The organism is Coleofasciculus sp. C1-SOL-03 (assembly GCF_040220555.1).
In the GTDB taxonomy this organism is placed as follows: Bacteria; Cyanobacteriota; Cyanobacteriia; order Cyanobacteriales; family Coleofasciculaceae; genus Coleofasciculus.
This window is the reverse complement of sequence record NZ_JAVJUO010000090.1, coordinates 1-18336: the sequence shown is the minus strand read 5'-3', so window position 1 is coordinate 18336 and position 18336 is coordinate 1. Positions and strand designations below refer to the sequence as shown.

At 43.9% G+C, this 18336-nt stretch carries 15 protein-coding genes; 1 reads left to right on the top strand and 14 read right to left on the bottom strand.

Annotation, left to right across the window (positions count from 1 at the left end; all coding sequences use genetic code 11):
* Window positions 1-644: 644 nt before the first annotated feature.
* Window positions 645-2204, top strand: coding sequence for a hypothetical protein (locus RIE73_RS15875; protein ID WP_446402094.1), 1560 nt, complete (start codon window positions 645-647; stop codon window positions 2202-2204).
* 83 nt (window positions 2205-2287) lie between these two features.
* On the opposite strand, the gene RIE73_RS15870 is transcribed toward RIE73_RS15875, so the two are convergent.
* From RIE73_RS15870 to RIE73_RS15805, 14 genes are all read right to left on the bottom strand, one after another.
* Window positions 2288-3463 (bottom strand): hypothetical protein, encoded by a 1176-nt coding sequence (locus RIE73_RS15870; protein ID WP_446402093.1) that lies wholly within the window; start codon window positions 3461-3463, stop codon window positions 2288-2290.
* A gap of 1 nt (window position 3464) precedes the next feature.
* Entirely contained in the window at window positions 3465-4001 is a 537-nt protein-coding gene (locus tag RIE73_RS15865) for a hypothetical protein (RefSeq protein ID WP_446402092.1), read from the bottom strand.
* Between the two features lie 60 nt (window positions 4002-4061).
* A complete protein-coding gene (locus tag RIE73_RS15860; protein ID WP_446402091.1) occupies window positions 4062-4826 on the bottom strand; it encodes a methyltransferase domain-containing protein in 765 nt (254 codons plus the stop codon).
* A 69-nt stretch (window positions 4827-4895) separates the two neighbouring features.
* Window positions 4896-5813 carry a glycosyltransferase family 2 protein gene (locus RIE73_RS15855; RefSeq protein WP_446402090.1) on the bottom strand — a complete coding sequence of 306 codons (918 nt, stop codon included), beginning with the start codon at window positions 5811-5813 and terminating at the stop codon, window positions 4896-4898.
* Window positions 5814-5850: 37 nt separating this feature from the next.
* Complete coding sequence (locus RIE73_RS15850; protein ID WP_446402089.1) at window positions 5851-6597, bottom strand: sulfotransferase family 2 domain-containing protein; 747 nt, start codon at window positions 6595-6597, stop codon at window positions 5851-5853.
* Between the two features lie 38 nt (window positions 6598-6635).
* On the bottom strand, window positions 6636-8174 hold the full coding sequence (locus RIE73_RS15845; RefSeq protein WP_446402088.1) for a GMC oxidoreductase: 1539 nt from the start codon (window positions 8172-8174) through the stop codon (window positions 6636-6638).
* 79 nt (window positions 8175-8253) lie between these two features.
* Window positions 8254-9135 (bottom strand): glycosyltransferase family 2 protein, encoded by an 882-nt coding sequence (locus RIE73_RS15840; RefSeq protein WP_446402087.1) that lies wholly within the window; start codon window positions 9133-9135, stop codon window positions 8254-8256.
* A 197-nt stretch (window positions 9136-9332) separates the two neighbouring features.
* Window positions 9333-10622 carry an ABC transporter ATP-binding protein gene (locus tag RIE73_RS15835; protein WP_446402086.1) on the bottom strand — a complete coding sequence of 430 codons (1290 nt, stop codon included), beginning with the start codon at window positions 10620-10622 and terminating at the stop codon, window positions 9333-9335.
* Window positions 10622-11479, bottom strand: a complete 858-nt coding sequence (locus tag RIE73_RS15830; protein WP_446402085.1) for an ABC transporter permease — start codon at window positions 11477-11479, stop codon at window positions 10622-10624. Before RIE73_RS15830 ends, RIE73_RS15835 begins: the two co-directional genes overlap by 1 nt.
* A gap of 205 nt (window positions 11480-11684) precedes the next feature.
* Window positions 11685-12722 (bottom strand): glycosyltransferase family 2 protein, encoded by a 1038-nt coding sequence (locus RIE73_RS15825; protein WP_446402084.1) that lies wholly within the window; start codon window positions 12720-12722, stop codon window positions 11685-11687.
* Between the two features lie 58 nt (window positions 12723-12780).
* A complete protein-coding gene (locus RIE73_RS15820; protein WP_446402083.1) occupies window positions 12781-14064 on the bottom strand; it encodes a glycosyltransferase in 1284 nt (427 codons plus the stop codon).
* Between the two features lie 82 nt (window positions 14065-14146).
* The gene (locus RIE73_RS15815; protein WP_446402082.1) at window positions 14147-15070 is read right to left on the bottom strand and encodes a glycosyltransferase; all 924 of its coding nucleotides are present in this window, start codon (window positions 15068-15070) and stop codon (window positions 14147-14149) included.
* 160 nt (window positions 15071-15230) lie between these two features.
* Window positions 15231-16688, bottom strand: coding sequence for an NAD(P)/FAD-dependent oxidoreductase (locus RIE73_RS15810; protein WP_446402081.1), 1458 nt, complete (start codon window positions 16686-16688; stop codon window positions 15231-15233).
* A 57-nt stretch (window positions 16689-16745) separates the two neighbouring features.
* Window positions 16746-17873, bottom strand: a complete 1128-nt coding sequence (locus tag RIE73_RS15805) for a glycosyltransferase family 2 protein (RefSeq protein WP_446402080.1) — start codon at window positions 17871-17873, stop codon at window positions 16746-16748.
* Window positions 17874-18336 lie beyond the last annotated feature (463 nt).

The following is an 18336-nucleotide window of genomic DNA, read 5'->3' as shown; positions in this document are numbered from 1 at the left end:
GTACAAAATTAGGTTCGGTCAAGCTAACTTCTAAAAGCCGAAACGCCCGATTTTTCGTTCTCACTCTTCCTTGTCTACTGGTCTACCTGTCTTCCTTGTCTTACCTCAACCCCAATCTTAAAAAACCTACCCTTATGAGCCTACAAGAGGGGGGAGGACAGAGGATGCTTCGCTTTTTGTTGCACGGGGGAAGCCAAAGGATACTTCGCTTTTTTTGCACGGGGGACGGCGATAGCCGGGGGGTTTATTCGTTGCACGAGTACAGAGAAATGGTATGACGCTCCTGTGCATGTCTTGTCCAAGCAATCTGCATTTCTGTGTCTTGTCCTCATCGAGTTCCCAAGCTTTTAAATAGTCTGCTAATTCTATAAAATTGCGCCGGATTCACATAGTATATAGTCTTGTATCGCATATATTGTACTTCAACTTGACGTGTATTTTGTAGTACAATAAGCTTAGGAAGGTTGCCAACAGGGAGACACAGAGGGCAACAATTCTCAGCCAGACGGCGGCGAAGCGATCGCTAATCAAGTTATGCTAATCAAGTTATAGCGTTAATCGCACTCTGTTTGGGACTATCTCCCCAAAAATTTGAACAATCAACCATCAACCATGAACCATGCAACAGGTAACCCGGAGACTACATGAAAACGATTTCAAAGATAACGTTGATTGCCTTCTTATGGATTACCGTCATCAACTCCGGAACATTGGGTGTTCTAGATACAGAACTCAGGTTGCAAATGGCTCATAGTTGGTGGACAGGAACCGAAGAAGTACAAGTTGCTCCCGATTATAAACCCAGAGGACGAACCGACATCCGGTTAGGAGTCGTCGGCGTTGGGGGTAAGCGTTACATCGCCTATGAACCGGGACAGTCTATGCTGATGCTTCCGGGTGACTGGTTGGGAACTCAGCTTCATCAATGGTTTCCCCTATTACCCGCCAAGGATTTTCGAGCTTTAGTTGTCAGTCTGTTAATATTTATTCCTTTAAATGTGGCGGTTGTCGTCTCCTGTTTCTGGTTGCTCAGACTGTTTAACTTTGAAGAACGAATCGCGGGTTTAGCGAGTATTGCTTGGTTACTGGGGACAACAGTTTTGCATTACTCTCAAGTTCATCACCAGAATAATCAAGTCCTGCTGTTTGTCACTCTCGGTTATGCTAATGCACTGGCTTTCCTACTGCGCCAAAACCCTCGTTTTCTGATCGGGAGTGGATTATCACTGGGGGCGGCTATGCTGATCCGGGTAACCAGTGCTATTCATGCCTTAACTGTAGTCTTATTCTTATTTGGCTGTGCTGCTTATCAAAATCGGAATACGCGCAAAGTTCTCAAGGTCATCGGATTGTGGATTCTCGGTTTTATTCCCTTGGCGTTCCTCGGACGCCTATTGGATTTCATTCGCTATGGTAATTTTTTAACCCATGGGCAAAGTTTACTTTTGCATCAAATAAACCCCGAAGCCAATTCATCGAATGCCGCTAAAATTGGTATGCCTGATGAGTTTTCTAGCAATCGATATCCTGGACTCTGGGGCGTGTTTTTTTCGCCAGCCAAAAGTTTTTTTATCTATGATCCATTATTCCTACCGGGCTTGGTGTTAGCGATTAGATTTTGGCGGAGACTTTCTCCTTACCTACAGTGGTATCTGGTGACGGGAATCCTCAACTTGGGTATCCATATCATTCTCACCAGTCGTCTCGGTTTCTGGCACGGGGATAATGCTTGGGGGGCAAGGTATCATCTGACGTCTGTTCACCTATTACTTATTCCCCTGACTGGTCTGTTTATCCAGCATCTTCTATCGACTAAAGGGGTAAAGGTGTGGCTACTACGAGGAATCCTCACATTAGCGATTCTATTCCAAATTGCGTCGGTGGCAATGCCGATGAACTTAGAAATTTATCAAGCTAGAGTGGGAATGCCGGGGTCTCGGCTTGAATTCCGCATTGGTCAGCGTTTGATTAATATTGTTTGTTTGAGCAACGGCTCATTGTCTAAGTTTTGCGTCAATAGTAATCCGGACAAGAGACCCTATTTAAAACATTTGAATCACCTCAACTTTCTCCCGTTTACTCTTCGTCAAGAGGCTGCCGATAATCCGGCTTTAGGTAAACTTTCCCTAGTTTTATTGATCGTTTGGGGATTGGTATTAATTCTAGCTATTGGTACAACAGTATGGTTCTGTGGTTTTGGGTAAGTCACAAGCACAGAATTAGTTTAATCCTCTTTAACTAATTAATAGCAGTCCTCCGTCGAGCAACCCGAATTGAACACAAATGCTCAAATCCTGGCTGGTTGGCGGAAACGAATTAGTGTAGCCACAAACCACGCTAAAGCCAGAGGAAGAACTGGATACCAAATCGTTCTCCAATTAATTAGACCATTCAAATGAAACAAAGTACGGATTCCTAAGTCACTGTGCCAGAGCAAGCCCAAGATAGTCGCTAAAAAGAGCGCTATAAACGTTAACACCTTTGGCGATACCGTAGGCTCGCCCAATTCTTGCCTGTGAGAGGGAAAGAAAAAATCTTTAATTACCTGCCAGTCAATAAATAGGCAATATCCGATTAAAATAGGCGTAGTAGTTACCACTAGCCAGAGCGCATTAATGGCATGAAATATCAGCGCCATTGATACAAGCAGATCTCTTACCTTCCGATTGATCACAGACAAAAAGAAAAAGGTTTCAAAAACAAGTGTATTGATATGTGCCGCCAGGTATATTAATGGCATTTGAGAAATAAAGGGAGCCAACCTATTTAAAGGTAAATTGTATATTACCGCCTCAATATTTCTATTGAGAAAAAAGTTAGCCATCATATCAGAGTGCCTAAGCCAGGCACCTCCAAAACCCATCTTAAAAACTGCCGAACCGAAGAATAAGATTGAAAAGACGATAAGCAGGGCGCGAGCAGGCAAGAAATAGTCCCAATTAGAAGCGTGAGGATCAACCTGAGTTCCACTTTTGTGTCTCCTAAGCATTGAGTCTATCGAGTATGTGTGTCCCCAAGCGTTAATGATAGACATGAAGAAGGGAATATAAAATATCATAGGTAGCAACGTTCTTTTCCCATCTACAGCCGCCGATAATGCTTCCAGCAAGCCGCCAATTAACAGGACAGAGACAGTCGCCATTCTTGTTTTATAGCCAAAAGCCAACAAAACCAATGCAGCAACCAGGAATGACTCAAGGGTATGGAAGAAGAGTGGCGATAGGGACATACCAAAATCCCTAAATATATATCTGACTAGATAAACTCTTTCCTCCACGTAGAAACTCGGAAGTCCACTTAGAAAATCCGCAGAATGTACACTCAGATGCCACAAATAAAACAAAGAGTATAGGATTCTAAACAAGCCTACTCTGCCCGCCGCATTAACTTCAGGTTGAGTAAACCAGGCGTTTATGCTTGCGTTCACGTTCCGAACTATGCTGAAAGCTGGAATTTTTCTCATATTAATTCTTCTCGGCAATATCTTCTCTGGAAAAGCTATCCAACATAACTTCAGAGGTGGGAGCCTGTAATTGGATAGGAGGAACCTCTAAAGGCTCAACTTGATAAGAGAGCTTCCAAGCTTGAATCGTTTTAATGTCAGAGTTGGTATTAAGTAAGTTTGAAATAGCACGCATTAAGTATCTTCGACTCGCGTCCCTTAAACTAACATCTTCGTTATCAAAAGCCTGTTCGACAATATCATGGGCAAGGCTGTCGCGGGGTAGCGTCAAAACCTGTTCAGGTTTTACCACATGAAGATCGCCTGTTGTGGTGTAAACCCTAAGTTCTATAGCAGAAACAGATGGTTCAGGTGGACGAAATCGCGCTGAATATCCACTGTAGAGCGCCCAGGACACTATGGGCCACGTTGATTTTCGTTTCCCGACAACGAACATCCCCAATACGACAATTAGCAGGAAAATTTTTATCAGTCGTAAAGCTTGTAGGGGGTTGGAGTTGCTTGCGTATCCGGGTTCCGAAGTTGTTTTATTTTCCATTGATTTAGATGCGCTATACTCCCCTGTTTAACTATTATAATGTATTGGTGATTACCTCTATTAATTAGGTTTTATTCCGATATATAAATTTTCATTGTCGCGAAGACCAAATTTTTTAAAGTCAGCTTCAGACAATTCATTCGCATAGTTTTTCTTGATAACCTGAAACCCACATTCCTTTAAGCGATCTTCATAGTCTTGACCGTACCATCTCACATGATCTTCCTGACCAAAATGTTTCAATCTGTCTTTTGGTAAGGTTATTGATTCATCCTCATAGGTTTCCTTAAGTTTGGACTTTATCGGCACCATAAGTGATGCCCAACCGCCGGGTTTGAGAATCCTTAAAAGTTCACGCATCGCTTTGCGGTCATCAATGATATGTTCTAAAACATGATTACATAAAATAATATCGAATGTATTATCCGGAAAGGGAATGTTAGTAATATCTACCTTGACATCCACAAAAGGCATATTTAAGTCAGCCGTCATATAGTCCAGATTTTTGTGTTTTTTGAATTGTTTTTTAATAATTGATTCTGGCGCAAAGTGGATAATTTTCTGCGGAGATATCCAATTTTTTTCTTGTTCTTTTAGGAAAAGCGACAATAGGCGATGCCTCGGGAATGCAAAACATCGGGGACATATAACATTCTGATAGGTTTGGCTCCAGTCAATCCATTCAGCACAGTAATTATTACAAGCTGGACAAAAAAGTGTCTGATCATCTGGTTCACCTAGAAATTGAGATTTAAGTATCCCTTGGCATCGTTGTGCTGCGATTCTCAATTGTCTGCTTATCTTGATATAGGTTTCTTGATTCACAAACATGATTCTCAACTCTGACGTTAATTAAACTTATGATACAGAAAAAGCTTTAAGTAAGTTTGATCGTTAGTCACAGGCGGTTTTTGACAGTTGACGTTTAGCCGTTGACGTTTGAGCTGATCGTTCCCAGAAAAAACCCACGACATTGGCTACCTGTGACAAGAAAAGCAGGACAGTAAGTAATAGACCCGGTTGTTTGGATGATTGTGAAAATGGATAAATCAGTAGGTTGGAATAAAAGGAGAACGGTTCTACCTTAATCTTGTCTAAGTTACGTTTAGCACGGAGTTGGTGAAAGTGGAACGCACCCCGACCATAATTGAAATGCTGTCGCCAAAAGCGTCGCAGTGTTAAGTGATGAGCATGGTAGACTTGGGCTTGTGGGGCGTAAATCATTCGGTAGCCATGGTTTAACCAGCGATCGCACCATTCCCGATCCTCTCCCGCTGCTAGGGGAAAGGTGGTGTCGAAGCCGCCTAACTGATGAAACGTTTCTTTGGCAAGGGCGAAGTTGTTGGAGGCGAAGAAGGTGGCTTGATTAGGATCGGTGTTGTAGTAGTCGTAGAGGTAATCAATCAGTAACTGGCTAGCGGTTGAAAATAGGTTATCTGGAAGCGCATTAATGGCTCGACCTCCAATCAAGCTGTCGGGTGCTGCGGTAAAGTGATTCGCCAGGACTTTTAGCCAATCGGGATCGGGTGTACAGTCATCGTCGGTAAAGACGAGGAACTCCCCTTTAGCCTTAGCTGCACCTTTGTTCCTCGCCGTTGCTGGACCCGCGTTAGATTGGGTAATCAAGGTAATATCTAGCTGTTGGCGAAAGGGAGTAACCACAGGTTCCATGGGCGTATGGCTACCATCGTCAACCACGATCACCTCGAAGCGATCGCGGGGATAGTCTAGTTGAGTGATAGCTTCTAGGCAAGTCGCTAGCCGCTCAGGACGATTATAAGTCGGAATAATAATTGTAAAAGTATATACCATAAAACTTTGTATGTAATTTTGTTAAAAATAAAGCTTATTAGCTCAAATGCGACTTCATAAATTCATAAATTTCTATATCGGGTTGACAATTTTCTTGAATTACCTCTAAAATATGAGGCTCAACTTGAGGTTTTGCTACAGGACTTTTGTTTTTATAAGGAATCCTTAGAGTTAATCTAAACTGCTGCTTAAAGCGTAGCTTAAAGTCTTCTAAGTTTTCTAGTAAACCTACTAAATCAAGCTTTAAAAGATTTTGCTTAGCCATCTCAATTCGATGTGAAAGATTATTAAAATCGTAATCTTTCTTGAGAGGGAATCCAGAAAAATAGTTGAGATAGAAGTGTCCAAGCCTAATCCCTCTATTAGTCTTTACAAAATCAGAAAGATTTAAATCGACATAGGAACCGCCTGATTCCTTGTGGGAATCGAAAAAGTAGGCGGAGATATATCTTTTCACCGGGTCTCGAAGAAGTGTGATATAAGCATATTTATGGGAATAGCGTTGCCAAATTTCGTGGTTGAAGTGAGTGTGTCCCGATATATAGGATACATCTCGATTCATGGCGTCTAAGATCAAGCCATCTCGCAACAAGTATGTTCCTTTCTCAACACATGGAACAGACTGATAAAGCAATTTTGCCATTGCTCTCGTCTGTATAGGATCAATGCGATAAGACTGGCGACCATAATGTCTTTGTATCGCTAAATTTACAGAAGTTCCCCCTGTCTTGGGAACGTGGATGAAAAAAATTCGGGGTTTCTGAGAAAATAGATTCAGTAACATAGCACTGCACTAAAGAGCTAAAAGATGTAATTGGCAAATTATTGAGTTACAGCTCTCTTCATTTCCTGCTGTGTTGATGTCATCTCTAGCAAATGCTGACCAAGGCGGCGGGCGAGTGCCAGGATTGTAAAGGTAGGGGAGTAGGAAGGTCCAGTGGGAAAAACGGCTGAACTGGCTACATAGAGATTATCAGTCCCGAACACTCGACAGTTTGGGTCAACAACTCCCTCTTCGGGTCTACTCGCCATACGGGTAGTACCCATTTGGTGAGCAGCATCGGTCATGTTCTCTAAACTGGGCAGATCATTTCCAAAGTCAAAGGTTCCCAACCCAACTGCTGCAAACCGCTGGGTTAACAGTTCCAGAGTCTTCGCCATCGAACGCCGATCTTGGTCAGTGAAGCACCAATCAACCTCCAGCTTGTGCTGACCGAGTGCGTCAAGTTCGCTTCCCAGCTTAACGCGACTGCCTTTATGCGGAACCTGCTCAGTGACAAACTTAACTCGATAGGCGGAGACAATGCCGTTCCCATCCCGGCAAGCCGAACGATTCCAGAACCTTCGCCGCAGTCGCCCGATTCCCTTTGTATAGAGTGGTTTCAGATAGAGGACATGCTCAAGCAGTTCATGCTCTTGCTGAGTTGCATCATCTAGAGCAAAACAGATACAGAAACGTGGCTTGGGAGCGTATTGCAACTCGTGGGCATATTCTCGAACGAGATGACCAGGGCGTAGAGATCCGGTATGGTGTTTAGGATGGTCAGTATAAAAGCGACCAACCAGGTCATGCTCATTGCCGATTCCACTGGGAAGTTGGCGGTTGGAGGCGAGGAGGAGGCGTGCGGATTCAAATGCTCCAGTTGCAAGGATGATATGCTGACCTTCAACGATAAGTTCTTTACCCTCAAGAGAACGGCAAACAACGGCGTTCACCCGTTGACAGGAAGCATCGAGTTTTAATTCAGTTGCAGTCGCACCTAAGATAACGTGTAAGTTTGGCGAGCGACGCATATCTTCACCAAAGCGCACTGCTGTGCGTGTCGGTGTCTGCTCCCAATAGAAGCTGCTCATTTTTAAACCACCTGCCGCAATCTTGGCGCGAAGTTCTGCAATTTCAGGACGAACGGCTTCTGCCTCTAAGTCCCCGAAACCATAATCTTTTGCGGCTGAGCGGTAGTGTTCCAAGAGATCGGTATAGCTGAGGGGCCAACCGCTATTAGCCACCCAAGGTCTACCATCGAAATCAGAGGGTTGCAGATATTTCCATTTCCCTGTCCAAACGTTACTTGTGCCACCAAACTGACGCACGCGACTGACTCCGCGTAGCTCAGGTGGAAGGTAGCGATGGTAATAAGAGTTGGGATTTAACTCGCGATGGCGTTTACCCAGAAATGTTACATCATTTAATGCCTGGATCGAGGGGTCGAACTGGTGACGCCCACTTTCTAGAAGCACTACTTCTCGACCATGACGTGCTAGGTAGGTTGCCACCTCAGAGCCGGCAATCCCGGAGCCAATCACAACCACCTGTGCTTGTAGCTTCGTTTGCTCACCCATTTCCAGGATATCGGTAATCATAAAACCTCCATTCTTTATTCAATAAAACTTAGTTGCACAGAACGTTAAGAGAGACGCGATCGCGTCAAACCAGGAACCGTTAGCGGAGCCTAGTCAATCGAGATAAACTCGTCCTCAGACTCAACCCTAAAATATGAGTTGGGTGAAGTTCTAACGCCCAGAGTAAATGGGTGAGCGCCGCTTTTTCTTGTCCCATTTGATAAGATGTCCAAGCTTGCTGATAGACAAATTCAGAAAACATTTTTGGATGGGCTTTAAAGATGTCTTGATGTTTTTCAATCAGGCGATAAAAACTTTCTTGACGGAGGTTTGGGTCGCGAGAAACTCTAGTCTGCTGATCCCGCAGTAGCTGGTAGGTAACAATGGGTAGACCAATAATTGTGCAAACCAAATTAAGTCGCAAGAATAACTCCGTATGGACGCGAGAGCGAAACGATTCGTCCCATCCACCAATTTTATTAATCACTTCCCGCTCAACGACTAACGTTTGTTTAGTATTATAGGACTTACTGGGTTCCAGATTTTCTAGAGAAAAATGACAACCTTTGATCCGAATCGGTGGAGGTATACGTTGTATCAGGACGTCCCGATTCAAGTTAACCACCTCAATTCCGGAAATAACACCGACTGGAGATGGATGGGTTGTTTTTGTCAAAGCGTCGAGAGAAACCTCTACCATCTGAGGTAACAAACAATCATCATCGTCTAAATAAGTAATCCATTTTCCTCTAGCCATCTCAGTTCCCACATTCCGTGCTGCTGCACCTCCTCTAGACGTTTTCAAGTTAATAATCTTTAGTCGAGGATCAGGAGATAACTCGACAGGTTTTAGAGATCCATCATCGACAACGATCACTTCAATATCTGGTTGCGTTTGGGTTAAGGCACTTTTGACAGCATACGGCAGCAACTGGGGGCGATCGCGTGTGGGAATTACAATACTAACTAAGGGGGAACTCATAACAGCAGGGTTTAGTATTTAAAAATAGTTTTAATTTTAACCAATTTATAGGCTCCATTTCTGTTGAATCATGTTTTCCTATTCATAAGAACCGTGGACAAAAAATATATTTGGCTTTTCCCCTGTTACTATTTTTATTTTTTACCCTTGGCTTTTTTATTCAAATTGTCCCTTTCAAGAAGTCTAATTTCGCGACTTTACTTTTGGACAACTTGCCAATTTCTGGGCTGATAAAATAAACATCGGCTGGTTGTTTTGCTGGGTTCTACGGCAAATCGAAAGGATTTATATTTATCCAGAGACATCACCCCTCTCCTTATATAAACTTTAGCATTGTATTTTCCTGGTATTAAACCACAATAAGGCATTTGCATGTGGATTTCAACCTTGCCAGGATAAATCTCTAAACACTCATTATCAAGATCTGAAGTAATTGATAATACCCGTTGATCGCCACCCGATAAGGATGTAATTACGATCCCCACATTCACATTATCTAGAAACCGAGAAGCGTTGCAGGTCAAGCATAAATAAGCAGGCTCACCTGTTTTTAGCGTTTCCAAAAGCTGATCCTGCTCATTTTTAAAACAAATCGATACAATATCTAGTCCCAGACTTTCCGTTTCTGATTTTTCGGGTAAAACGATTAAACCTGACGTTGGACTCGTTCCGGCTAAACAAAGATCGGCTTCATAGTGTTGAATTACGGCTTCAGTTTCGCCGTTATCAATAAGATTACCTTTTTTTAAATAAATAGCCGATTCGCAAACATTTAAAATATTGTAGGGATTATGAGAAACCAGCATAAACGCTGTTCCATTTTCTTGCAATTGTGCCAATCGATGATGGCACTTCATTTTAAATTTAATATCCCCAACCGCTAATACTTCGTCAATTAATAAAATTTCCGGTTCAATATGAATGGCACAGGCAAACCCTAATCGTGCAGCCATACCCGAACTATAAGTTTGTACAGGTGCATCAATCGCATCCCAAATCTCGGCAAATTCTATCACCTGATCGAATTTTGCCTTAATTTCTTGAGTCGATAACCCCAAAATTGACATATTGGCATAAATATTCTCTCGTCCTGTTAGAATCGGATTAAATCCGGCACCTAGGGCAATCAGAGGTGCTACCCTTCCCCTAACTTTTACCGAACCCGAATCAGGCTTTATCAAACCACTAATAATACGAAGCAGTGTACTTTTTCCTGCACCATTCGCACCGACTAAACCCAGCGCCTCGCCTCGCCGTAACTGAAAGCTAACATCATTTAACGCCCAAAATTCATGAGGACGTAACACTTCACTCTTGCGTCGTCCCCCGACTAAATCAGTGGTGATATCTTGCACACCATAAAATAAAGAGCGCTTTAAGTCGCGACAAAACTTCTTAGAAACCCCATCAACAGAAACAACCACATCACTGTCGTCAGCATGAATGGGACTTTCTTTATCTGTATTCTCAGGAATTGTTCTAGTCATTATGAACTTACCCGCTCAATTACATAAGGCATTGCCAGACGAAATGCCACCCAGGTTAGTAGTAATCCCACAAACGTGACGATACTAACTACCCAAAAGCCGGAAGCATCGGATATCACTCCCGTGGTTGCTAATTCCCTAGTTGTCACCAGTAACGGAGTCACAGGATTGAGTTTCACCAACACACTAAAAGCACCTTCGGTAGGAACGGGATAAATTACAGGTGTGATAAATAGCCAAAATCCGGTAATCATAGACAATGCCTTAGATACGTCTTGATATAAAACGCCTAAAGGAGAGAGCAACGTACCAACGAATGTTCCCAGCATAATCAGATGAATCAATGCCACGGGTGCCAAAATTACTGTCCAACTGACTGGAATGCGAAACCAGAGAAACAACGCCACAATTAATATTAGTTTAATCGCAAAATTGAATAAAACCTCTCCGACTTTGGCTAAAATAATTGCCTCTCGCGGAAAATTGACTCTAGCCAGCATTGGCTTGGCAGTGATTACCGCCTGCACCGGACCATTGAGTGCTTCCAAAAACGTCTGCCAGAGTGTCATACTAAACATAACATACGCTGGATAAGGCAGATCCGTCTGCCCCACTTGGATAACTTTGGCTTCTCCCGCCAATGTAAAGCCTGCTGCCATCAGAATTGGGGGTAGAAATGCCCAAGCAATGCCTAGAAATGACTGACGATACTGAGCGCTGATATTACGCACCAGCAGTCGCCAAGCTAGTTCTCGTGACGCCAGTAAGTCTTGCCACATTAGTTTGCCAAGCTGCACCGGACGCCTAAGCATACTCTCCGGTGTGTAAACAACTTCTGGCAACGGATTAAACTTCATAGAAGTAGGTGGAATTAACGTTAACAGTGGGGATCGTCATTTGTCAAAACACTGATTTCACGGATTGATTGGAGAGATTGGGGTAGGGAAGTGAGAGCTTATTTATACACTGATTACACCGATAAGTTTGTTCTCTATCAAGATATTTTTTTCATTTGTCATTCGTCATGCTTTGAGTCAGAATTCTTTTAGGGGTAGCAAGTGGTTAACGATTAGCCGGACTTGAGACTAAATTTTGAGCAGGCGGAGAAGTTAACTGTTGCTGCCGTTTTTGTTCCTTGGCATGACGAGCGGTTAAATAGCGATTCAGGCGATGATCAAACCACATCAACACCTTCTCTAGCTTTGGGCTATAGAGTCCAAAGGTTAACCGGAAAATAATCGGAGCAACGATACTCATTTTGCGTCGCCAGCCCAGCTTTTTGTATTTAGTTGTAAAGTAGCCATCTTCAGCTAAATTCCACTTGTCTCGCAGGCGGTTGAGACTCGCCAATGTCCAATCGTCACTCCAGCGCAGCATGTAGTAGTGCAAATCACCCCACTCCGAGGGAGAACCCGGTACGTAGGTAACCACACACGCTGGCTCAAAGTAAACAGAACCTCCAACGTCTCGCACACTCAGGCAAAAGTCTAAATGCTCTTTGGTATTCAGCATTTGCTCATCCAATTGCCCGATTTTATCGAAGATAGATTTGCGGACGAGAACGCAATGAAATTCAGCCAATTCTGTTTCTTGGCGCTGTAGTTGCGACTGATTTTCTTTGACGGATTTGCCTTGGCTATACATTTTTTCCCGTAGACGCCGTCGTCCGATTTTATCAACCCAAATATGAGATTCGCCGCCAGCAAAGTGAATTTCTTCATGGAGGGGTTCGTATTGACACATCAGAGGTCCCACTACGGCTGCACCTGTCTCTTGGGCACAATTGATCAGCGCTTGCAGCCAACCAGCGGTGACAATCACGTCGTTGTCCACGAAGACAAGATAGGGTGTATCAACCTCTGCCAAGCCTATATTTCTGGCTTGATTGGGATAGAGATAATAGTCTTTACGAATCAGCGTGAACTGTTTTTCTGCGGCTTTTGTCTCTAAGTAGTGGCGAATATGAGTCGGTGAATTGCCATCAACATAGACCAGTTTGAACGGGATCTGGGTATAGTCGTAAATGCTTTCTAGAGATCGAGGAGCGCAGCTAAATCGCTCACGCGGGACAACAACGATGGTGACAATGGGTTCGGTCATAATTAACTCCTATCTTGACTAACTATTTTTGTCTGATAAACTTACTTTTTTGGGGGAATCAAGGATGGCTAGGTTCCATGAGGGCGGGTTGCGATCGCACCGCTAAATCATCCGTGTCTAAAAGTCGCTGATAAAGCTGCACCAGCTTGTCATTTAATCGATGAATATCATAGTGCTGCTCGACATAAGCGCGTCCCGCTTTTCCCATCTCGATCCAGCGCTCCGGCTGTTCAATCAAATATCCCAGCTTTTCGGCTAATGCTTCGGCATCACGCTCAGGTACTAAAAAGCCAGAAACGCCATCCTCAACTAGCTCTGGGATACCACCATGATACGTACTAATCACAGGTAATCCCATTGCCATTGCTTCCTTGAGGACATTAATGGGTGCATCCTGATTTCCATCTTGAGCCGTGATGCTAGGAGCGATAAAGATGTGAGATTGTTCGAGAATATCAATAATTTCCTGTTCGTTTTTCCAACCAACTAACTTGATGAACGATTCGGCATTAAGCTGCTGAATAACTGTTTGCAAGTGTTCCTTTAGAACACCATCTCCAATGATTTTGTATTCTAGTTTAGGATAAACCTGAGCCTGTTGAGCTACGGCACGGATGGCGTACTCAATTCCCTTCTTCTCCACCAAACGTCCTGTTGTGGCAATACGAATGATTCCGTCAGCGCTTAACTGACGGGGAATAAATTTAAATTTACGACAATCTAAGCCAGAACGGTGAACCGCCGTGCGTTCAGGATTTCCGCCTAACTGAATCACGCGCTGCCGAAAAAACTCGCAGTTTGCCAGAAAAAAATCGCCGGATTTGAAGATCTCATCATAGACGCGATTACCCTGCTCTTGGACATATCGGCTAATATCATGACCTCGAAACATGACAATCAGCTTTGGCGTTGGCTGTAAAACATTTTTGAAAAACATTCCTCGATAGCCTTGCGTCCCAAATTGACAATGGATAATGTCATACGGTTGCTTATTGAGCAAGGAAATGGCAGAATACATTAACCATAAACTAGCGGCTTGTAGTCCATATTGGCTAATATTTAAAGATTTCAATAATAATCGAGGCGATTTATAAAAATTAACAACAAATAATCCGATACCCTTGAGAACCCGCCAAATCAGATTATCAGGAACTTGAATAAGTTGATAGGTTCGTTCTAATAATCGATAAGTTTCAACATCGGGATGTACTTTTACTGTATTTTCCAGATGATCGGCATAAATATCGACCTCATGACCTCGATCAATCAAACCAGTGATCTGGTTCAAAATAAAGGTCTCTGAGAGAACTGGGAATTGACAGACAATAAATGCGATTCTCATACCGATGCCATAACTCAGGGTTTCCAGGAACGTGTTGACTGTTTCAAATAGGCTTATCCTCCTGCTTAATAAAGGTTACCAATTATCCCCGGTTAGGAACACCACCCAATTTAAGGCGAATTTTTTCTAAAGCGCTGATTGATCGAACGCCTAAAAATACCCAGCACACGGTAAATCGTTGATTCCAATTCGTCAAACGAGAATCGCGAAAGGCGCTAATCATAAAGTTAATCGGAGGAATCAAATCCTCGACGAGGAGTCGCGCAAACATCTTATTGCGCTGGATAAAAGAATGCTCAGGCAGAATGAAACGGTTGTAAATTCCTCCGGCTAATCGTGCTGTACGGGTGTAAAGTTGCTTAAACGTGCGGCGAGCCGGATGTGCGACACACACTTCATCAGCATAAACTTGCTGGTAACCCGCCGCATAAACTCGCTTTCCCCAATCGATATCACCATTAGAACGGAGGCTAGCATTAAACAGTCCCACCTGATCAAAGATGCGACGAAACGTAAACAAATTGGCAGTTGCTGCGCCTTGATACTGTTCTAGAAGTCGCTGTTGAGGGAAAGCCGTAATACTCTCGTACAGCTCAACTGGAGTTGCTTGTTGGGGATTTTGAAAAAAGAGTTCTACACAACCCGCCACTAAACCACAATTGGGTACATTCAGTAAACGATGGAGTCCTGATTCCAACCACTTGGTATCGGGAATACAGTCAGCATCGGTAAAAGCAATCACCTCACCTTTCGCCAAGGATATCCCCTTGTTCCGAGCCGCATAAGAACCGGGAGTGCTTTCATAAGCCGCGATCGCGTGACTAAATTGAGCGACTACCCCTTTAATATCTGCTGTTTCATCTGATGCATTATCGACAACAATCACTTCATATCCTGTTTTGGGATAGGTCTGATTTTCCAGAGCCTCTAAACAAAGTTTCAGACGCTCGGCGTCATTATAGACGGGAATGATGATGGAAACAAATGGATGAGAATGAGATTCCATTTCCTTGGCGAGAAAGCGGTGATTTGTTATCAATGAACTCTTTAGGGACAGGCGGTTTATAGTCTAGAAACCTGAGTCGGGGCGGGTTTAGTCACATCTGGATGCAACCGAAAAGATAGTGGTGAAACCCGCCCCTACACACTCAAAACTCAAAGTTTGTTTACTTTGTCACAAGCTGTCGCTGGGGCTTTTTGGACTCCTCTGTGGTAAATTCCTCGTGGTAAGACCGCTCAACATTAACATTCCACAAATCGTGATTTTCACCCAGGATGTTTTTCACGGCTAACATTGCTGTCAGCATGGAATGGTCTTGATTGTTGTATCGGTGCATCCCGTTGCGACCGACTGTTTGCAGATTTTCAAAGGTCTGGATGTACTCTTGAATGACTTGAAGATGTTTACGGTATTCGCCATCATAAACGGGATAGGCTTTATGTTGACGGATAACTACTCCATCTTCAACATCACCCTCCTGAACGCCTAGATTGAGATTAATCACCTCACGAGTCGCTAACTCAATCAACTCGACATCCGACAATTCCCAAAGCGGATCACCTTCACTGCAAAAATATTCCATCCCCAAGCAGGTTTTACTCGGATCAGGCACCATCGCCGGACTCCAATTCTTGAAGTTTTGAATGCGTCCCACTTGGAATTCTGGGCTATGAATATAAATCCAGTTGTCGGGAAATAGGTCGGGCTGATTGACAATCAGTGAGACAATTAAAAAATCTCGATACTTTAGACCTTTTGCTGCTTCTAACACATGGTCAGGGGGCGGGGGGTCGAGTCGATACAGCAGGGCGGTTACAGGCATACTAGAAATGAAATGATCGCCTGTGAATTGCAGAGTTTCATCCCCTTGTTTTGCGGTGATACTCTTAATCCGCGTCCCTTCCCGTTCGATGCGAGTCACCGTTGTATGCAGATGCACCGGAGCGCCTTGACTCTCTAGCTTTTCCTGGCAACGTTCCCACATCATTCCCGGTCCCAAAACGGGATACTTAAATTCCTTAATTAAGCTTTTGGCATTTTGACTTTTGAAGACGGCATTGATCACCGCTCGTTTGAGAGACATGCCTTGAATACGCTGTGCTGCCCAGTCTGCGCGAATTTGGTTGCAAGGAATTCCCCAAACTTTTTCGGTGTAAGTCTTGAAGAAAATTCTATAAAGACGACGCCCAAAGCAGTCAGTCACCCACTCTTCAAAGGTTTCCGGTTCAAAATCAGGGTTTAATTTAGCGTGGAGTTTTGCCCGTAAGTAACTCACCAGAATTAGGCAACTTTGGATGATGCCAAGATTGGATAGGGCGTTGAACAGAGAAAGGGGATAGTTGTAAAACTTGCCCTGATAATAAATCCGGGACAGACGTGGGACTTTAATAAATTCGTCTGCCAGAATTTCATACCAAAACTGATCGACTTCGCCCACCTTGGTGAAAAAGCGATGACCGCCAATGTCAAAGCGATAGTCTTTGTAGGTTTCGGTGCGGGAAATCCCACCCACTTTATCTGCTTTTTCCAGGACGATGGGTTTAATTCCCTGTTTAAGTAGTTCGTAACCCGCTGTCAAACCAGCAGGACCGCCTCCAATAATTACCACTGGATGATGGGTCAAGGATTTGCCTCCTAATGCTTTATTATCTTCGATATGTAGAGGACTAGATGTAGAGGACTAGAAAGAATTGCCAATTACTAAAGAAACGAGAATTGAGGCACCGACTAATTCACGCGAAATTGACGCGAATATTTGTTGCTCAATTGCCAGCAAGTTGCCGGGGACGGTTTTCCAGGTTGGGATAGTCGGTTGATAGGTTTGCCAGTGGTGACGAACGAGTCCGATCGCAAAGGCTAATCCGCTATAAAAATAGTACAGCCAGTGCCAGGGTACGGTTTGCAGGGCAAATAGGAAACCGCGTTTTTGATAAAAGAATTGATAGACGGAGGCGTTGATTGCCAACAGCGCCAAACTCAATCCCGCGATGCCAACCCATGCAGCCGATACCCACCAAACGGCTATGAGTGCCGCTAATAAGGTATAGACCAAGACTACACTGATGCGGTTGGAGAGGTTGAGATTTAAATCATTGACCATTTCGCGATCGCGTAATATGATCGCTGTCCAAGGGATTGCTCGATAAAAGATATCCGCTCTCAGCAGGGAGTAGGTTCTCCAGCACTTCAGATGTTTGACTTGGATGGTTTTACGCAAGCCAATTTGATACCCTTGGCGTTTGAGCCGATTGCCTAATTCAATATCTTCTACACAAGGGAGACGATAACTCTCGTCAAAGCCGCCAATTGCTAAGAAAATATCCCGCCGGATTGCACCACAAGCGCCCCAGAAGGTTGAGGCGTCTTCTGATCCGGTTTGGTGGGTGTAGTGATGGAATAAATTTTTATACTGAGACAAGAAATTAGCTGCCCCCGGCTGATCATCGTAGGAGCCGATTAGGGCGGCGAGTTCAGGTTCCTGGTGGAAGGTTGTCGCCACTTGACCGATGGTGTTATTATGTATCTCTACATCGGCATCGACGAAGAAAAGAATATCACCGCTCGCTGCTTTAGCGCCTAAGTTACGAGCTTTCGCCGGTCCGCCAGAGGTGGGAACTCGAATTACCTTGGCACCAAAGTCTTGAGCTAATTGCCCAGATCCGTCAGTATCACCGTCGGCGACGACAATCACTTCCGATGGCTGGGGTGAGGCTTTCGCTAAACTGGAAAGGCAACGACGAAAGGCTTCGCCACCGTTATAAACAGGAATGATTACCGATATTGTCGGTGTTGCGGTAGAACGTGTCATCTGGCTCCTAGTCGTGGGGGTTGTTGGGGCTAGCTTAATAGTTAGCTTTGTTTACAGCATCCATCTGGGGTCAGATAGACAGTGTTTCTGGCACTCGGGTCAAGCTATATACCAGAAATCCTGAAGATATACTCTTCAAATCTTAATCAAGCTTTGGGGTGAGCGATCGCTCCTATTGATTTTCTTTACGGAATCTTCACGCAATTCGCGTATTTGAGGTGATTGTATGAAGTTTTCGTGAAGATTGACATTATGTAACGTCTGATACGGAAATAAAACTTAAAATAATTTAACTAACGGTTCAGAATAAACAATGAACCTTTGGGGGGAGGGCGACCCGATCGGATTGAGTGGACTACCGTGGCGGATTAATGCAGGCGGGTCGCCCCTACATGGACATTGACGCGGTGTGGGTCGCCCCTAAATGAAAGAAGACCAATCACATAAGATCAATCACATTTTA

Coding starts and splice junctions, on each gene's coding strand:
- RIE73_RS15855 (WP_446402090.1), bottom strand. CDS start 5,813: ATGGTATATACTTTTACAATTATTATTCCGACTTATAATCGTCCTGAG.
- RIE73_RS15845 (WP_446402088.1), bottom strand. CDS start 8,174: ATGATTACCGATATCCTGGAAATGGGTGAGCAAACGAAGCTACAAGCA.
- RIE73_RS15815 (WP_446402082.1), bottom strand. CDS start 15,070: ATGGAATCTCATTCTCATCCATTTGTTTCCATCATCATTCCCGTCTAT.
- RIE73_RS15850 (WP_446402089.1), bottom strand. CDS start 6,597: ATGTTACTGAATCTATTTTCTCAGAAACCCCGAATTTTTTTCATCCAC.
- RIE73_RS15825 (WP_446402084.1), bottom strand. CDS start 12,722: ATGACCGAACCCATTGTCACCATCGTTGTTGTCCCGCGTGAGCGATTT.
- RIE73_RS15865 (WP_446402092.1), bottom strand. CDS start 4,001: ATGGAAAATAAAACAACTTCGGAACCCGGATACGCAAGCAACTCCAAC.
- RIE73_RS15870 (WP_446402093.1), bottom strand. CDS start 3,463: ATGAGAAAAATTCCAGCTTTCAGCATAGTTCGGAACGTGAACGCAAGC.
- RIE73_RS15835 (WP_446402086.1), bottom strand. CDS start 10,622: ATGACTAGAACAATTCCTGAGAATACAGATAAAGAAAGTCCCATTCAT.
- RIE73_RS15875 (WP_446402094.1), top strand. CDS start 645: ATGAAAACGATTTCAAAGATAACGTTGATTGCCTTCTTATGGATTACC.
- RIE73_RS15840 (WP_446402087.1), bottom strand. CDS start 9,135: ATGAGTTCCCCCTTAGTTAGTATTGTAATTCCCACACGCGATCGCCCC.
- RIE73_RS15805 (WP_446402080.1), bottom strand. CDS start 17,873: ATGACACGTTCTACCGCAACACCGACAATATCGGTAATCATTCCTGTT.
- RIE73_RS15830 (WP_446402085.1), bottom strand. CDS start 11,479: ATGAAGTTTAATCCGTTGCCAGAAGTTGTTTACACACCGGAGAGTATG.
- RIE73_RS15820 (WP_446402083.1), bottom strand. CDS start 14,064: ATGAGAATCGCATTTATTGTCTGTCAATTCCCAGTTCTCTCAGAGACC.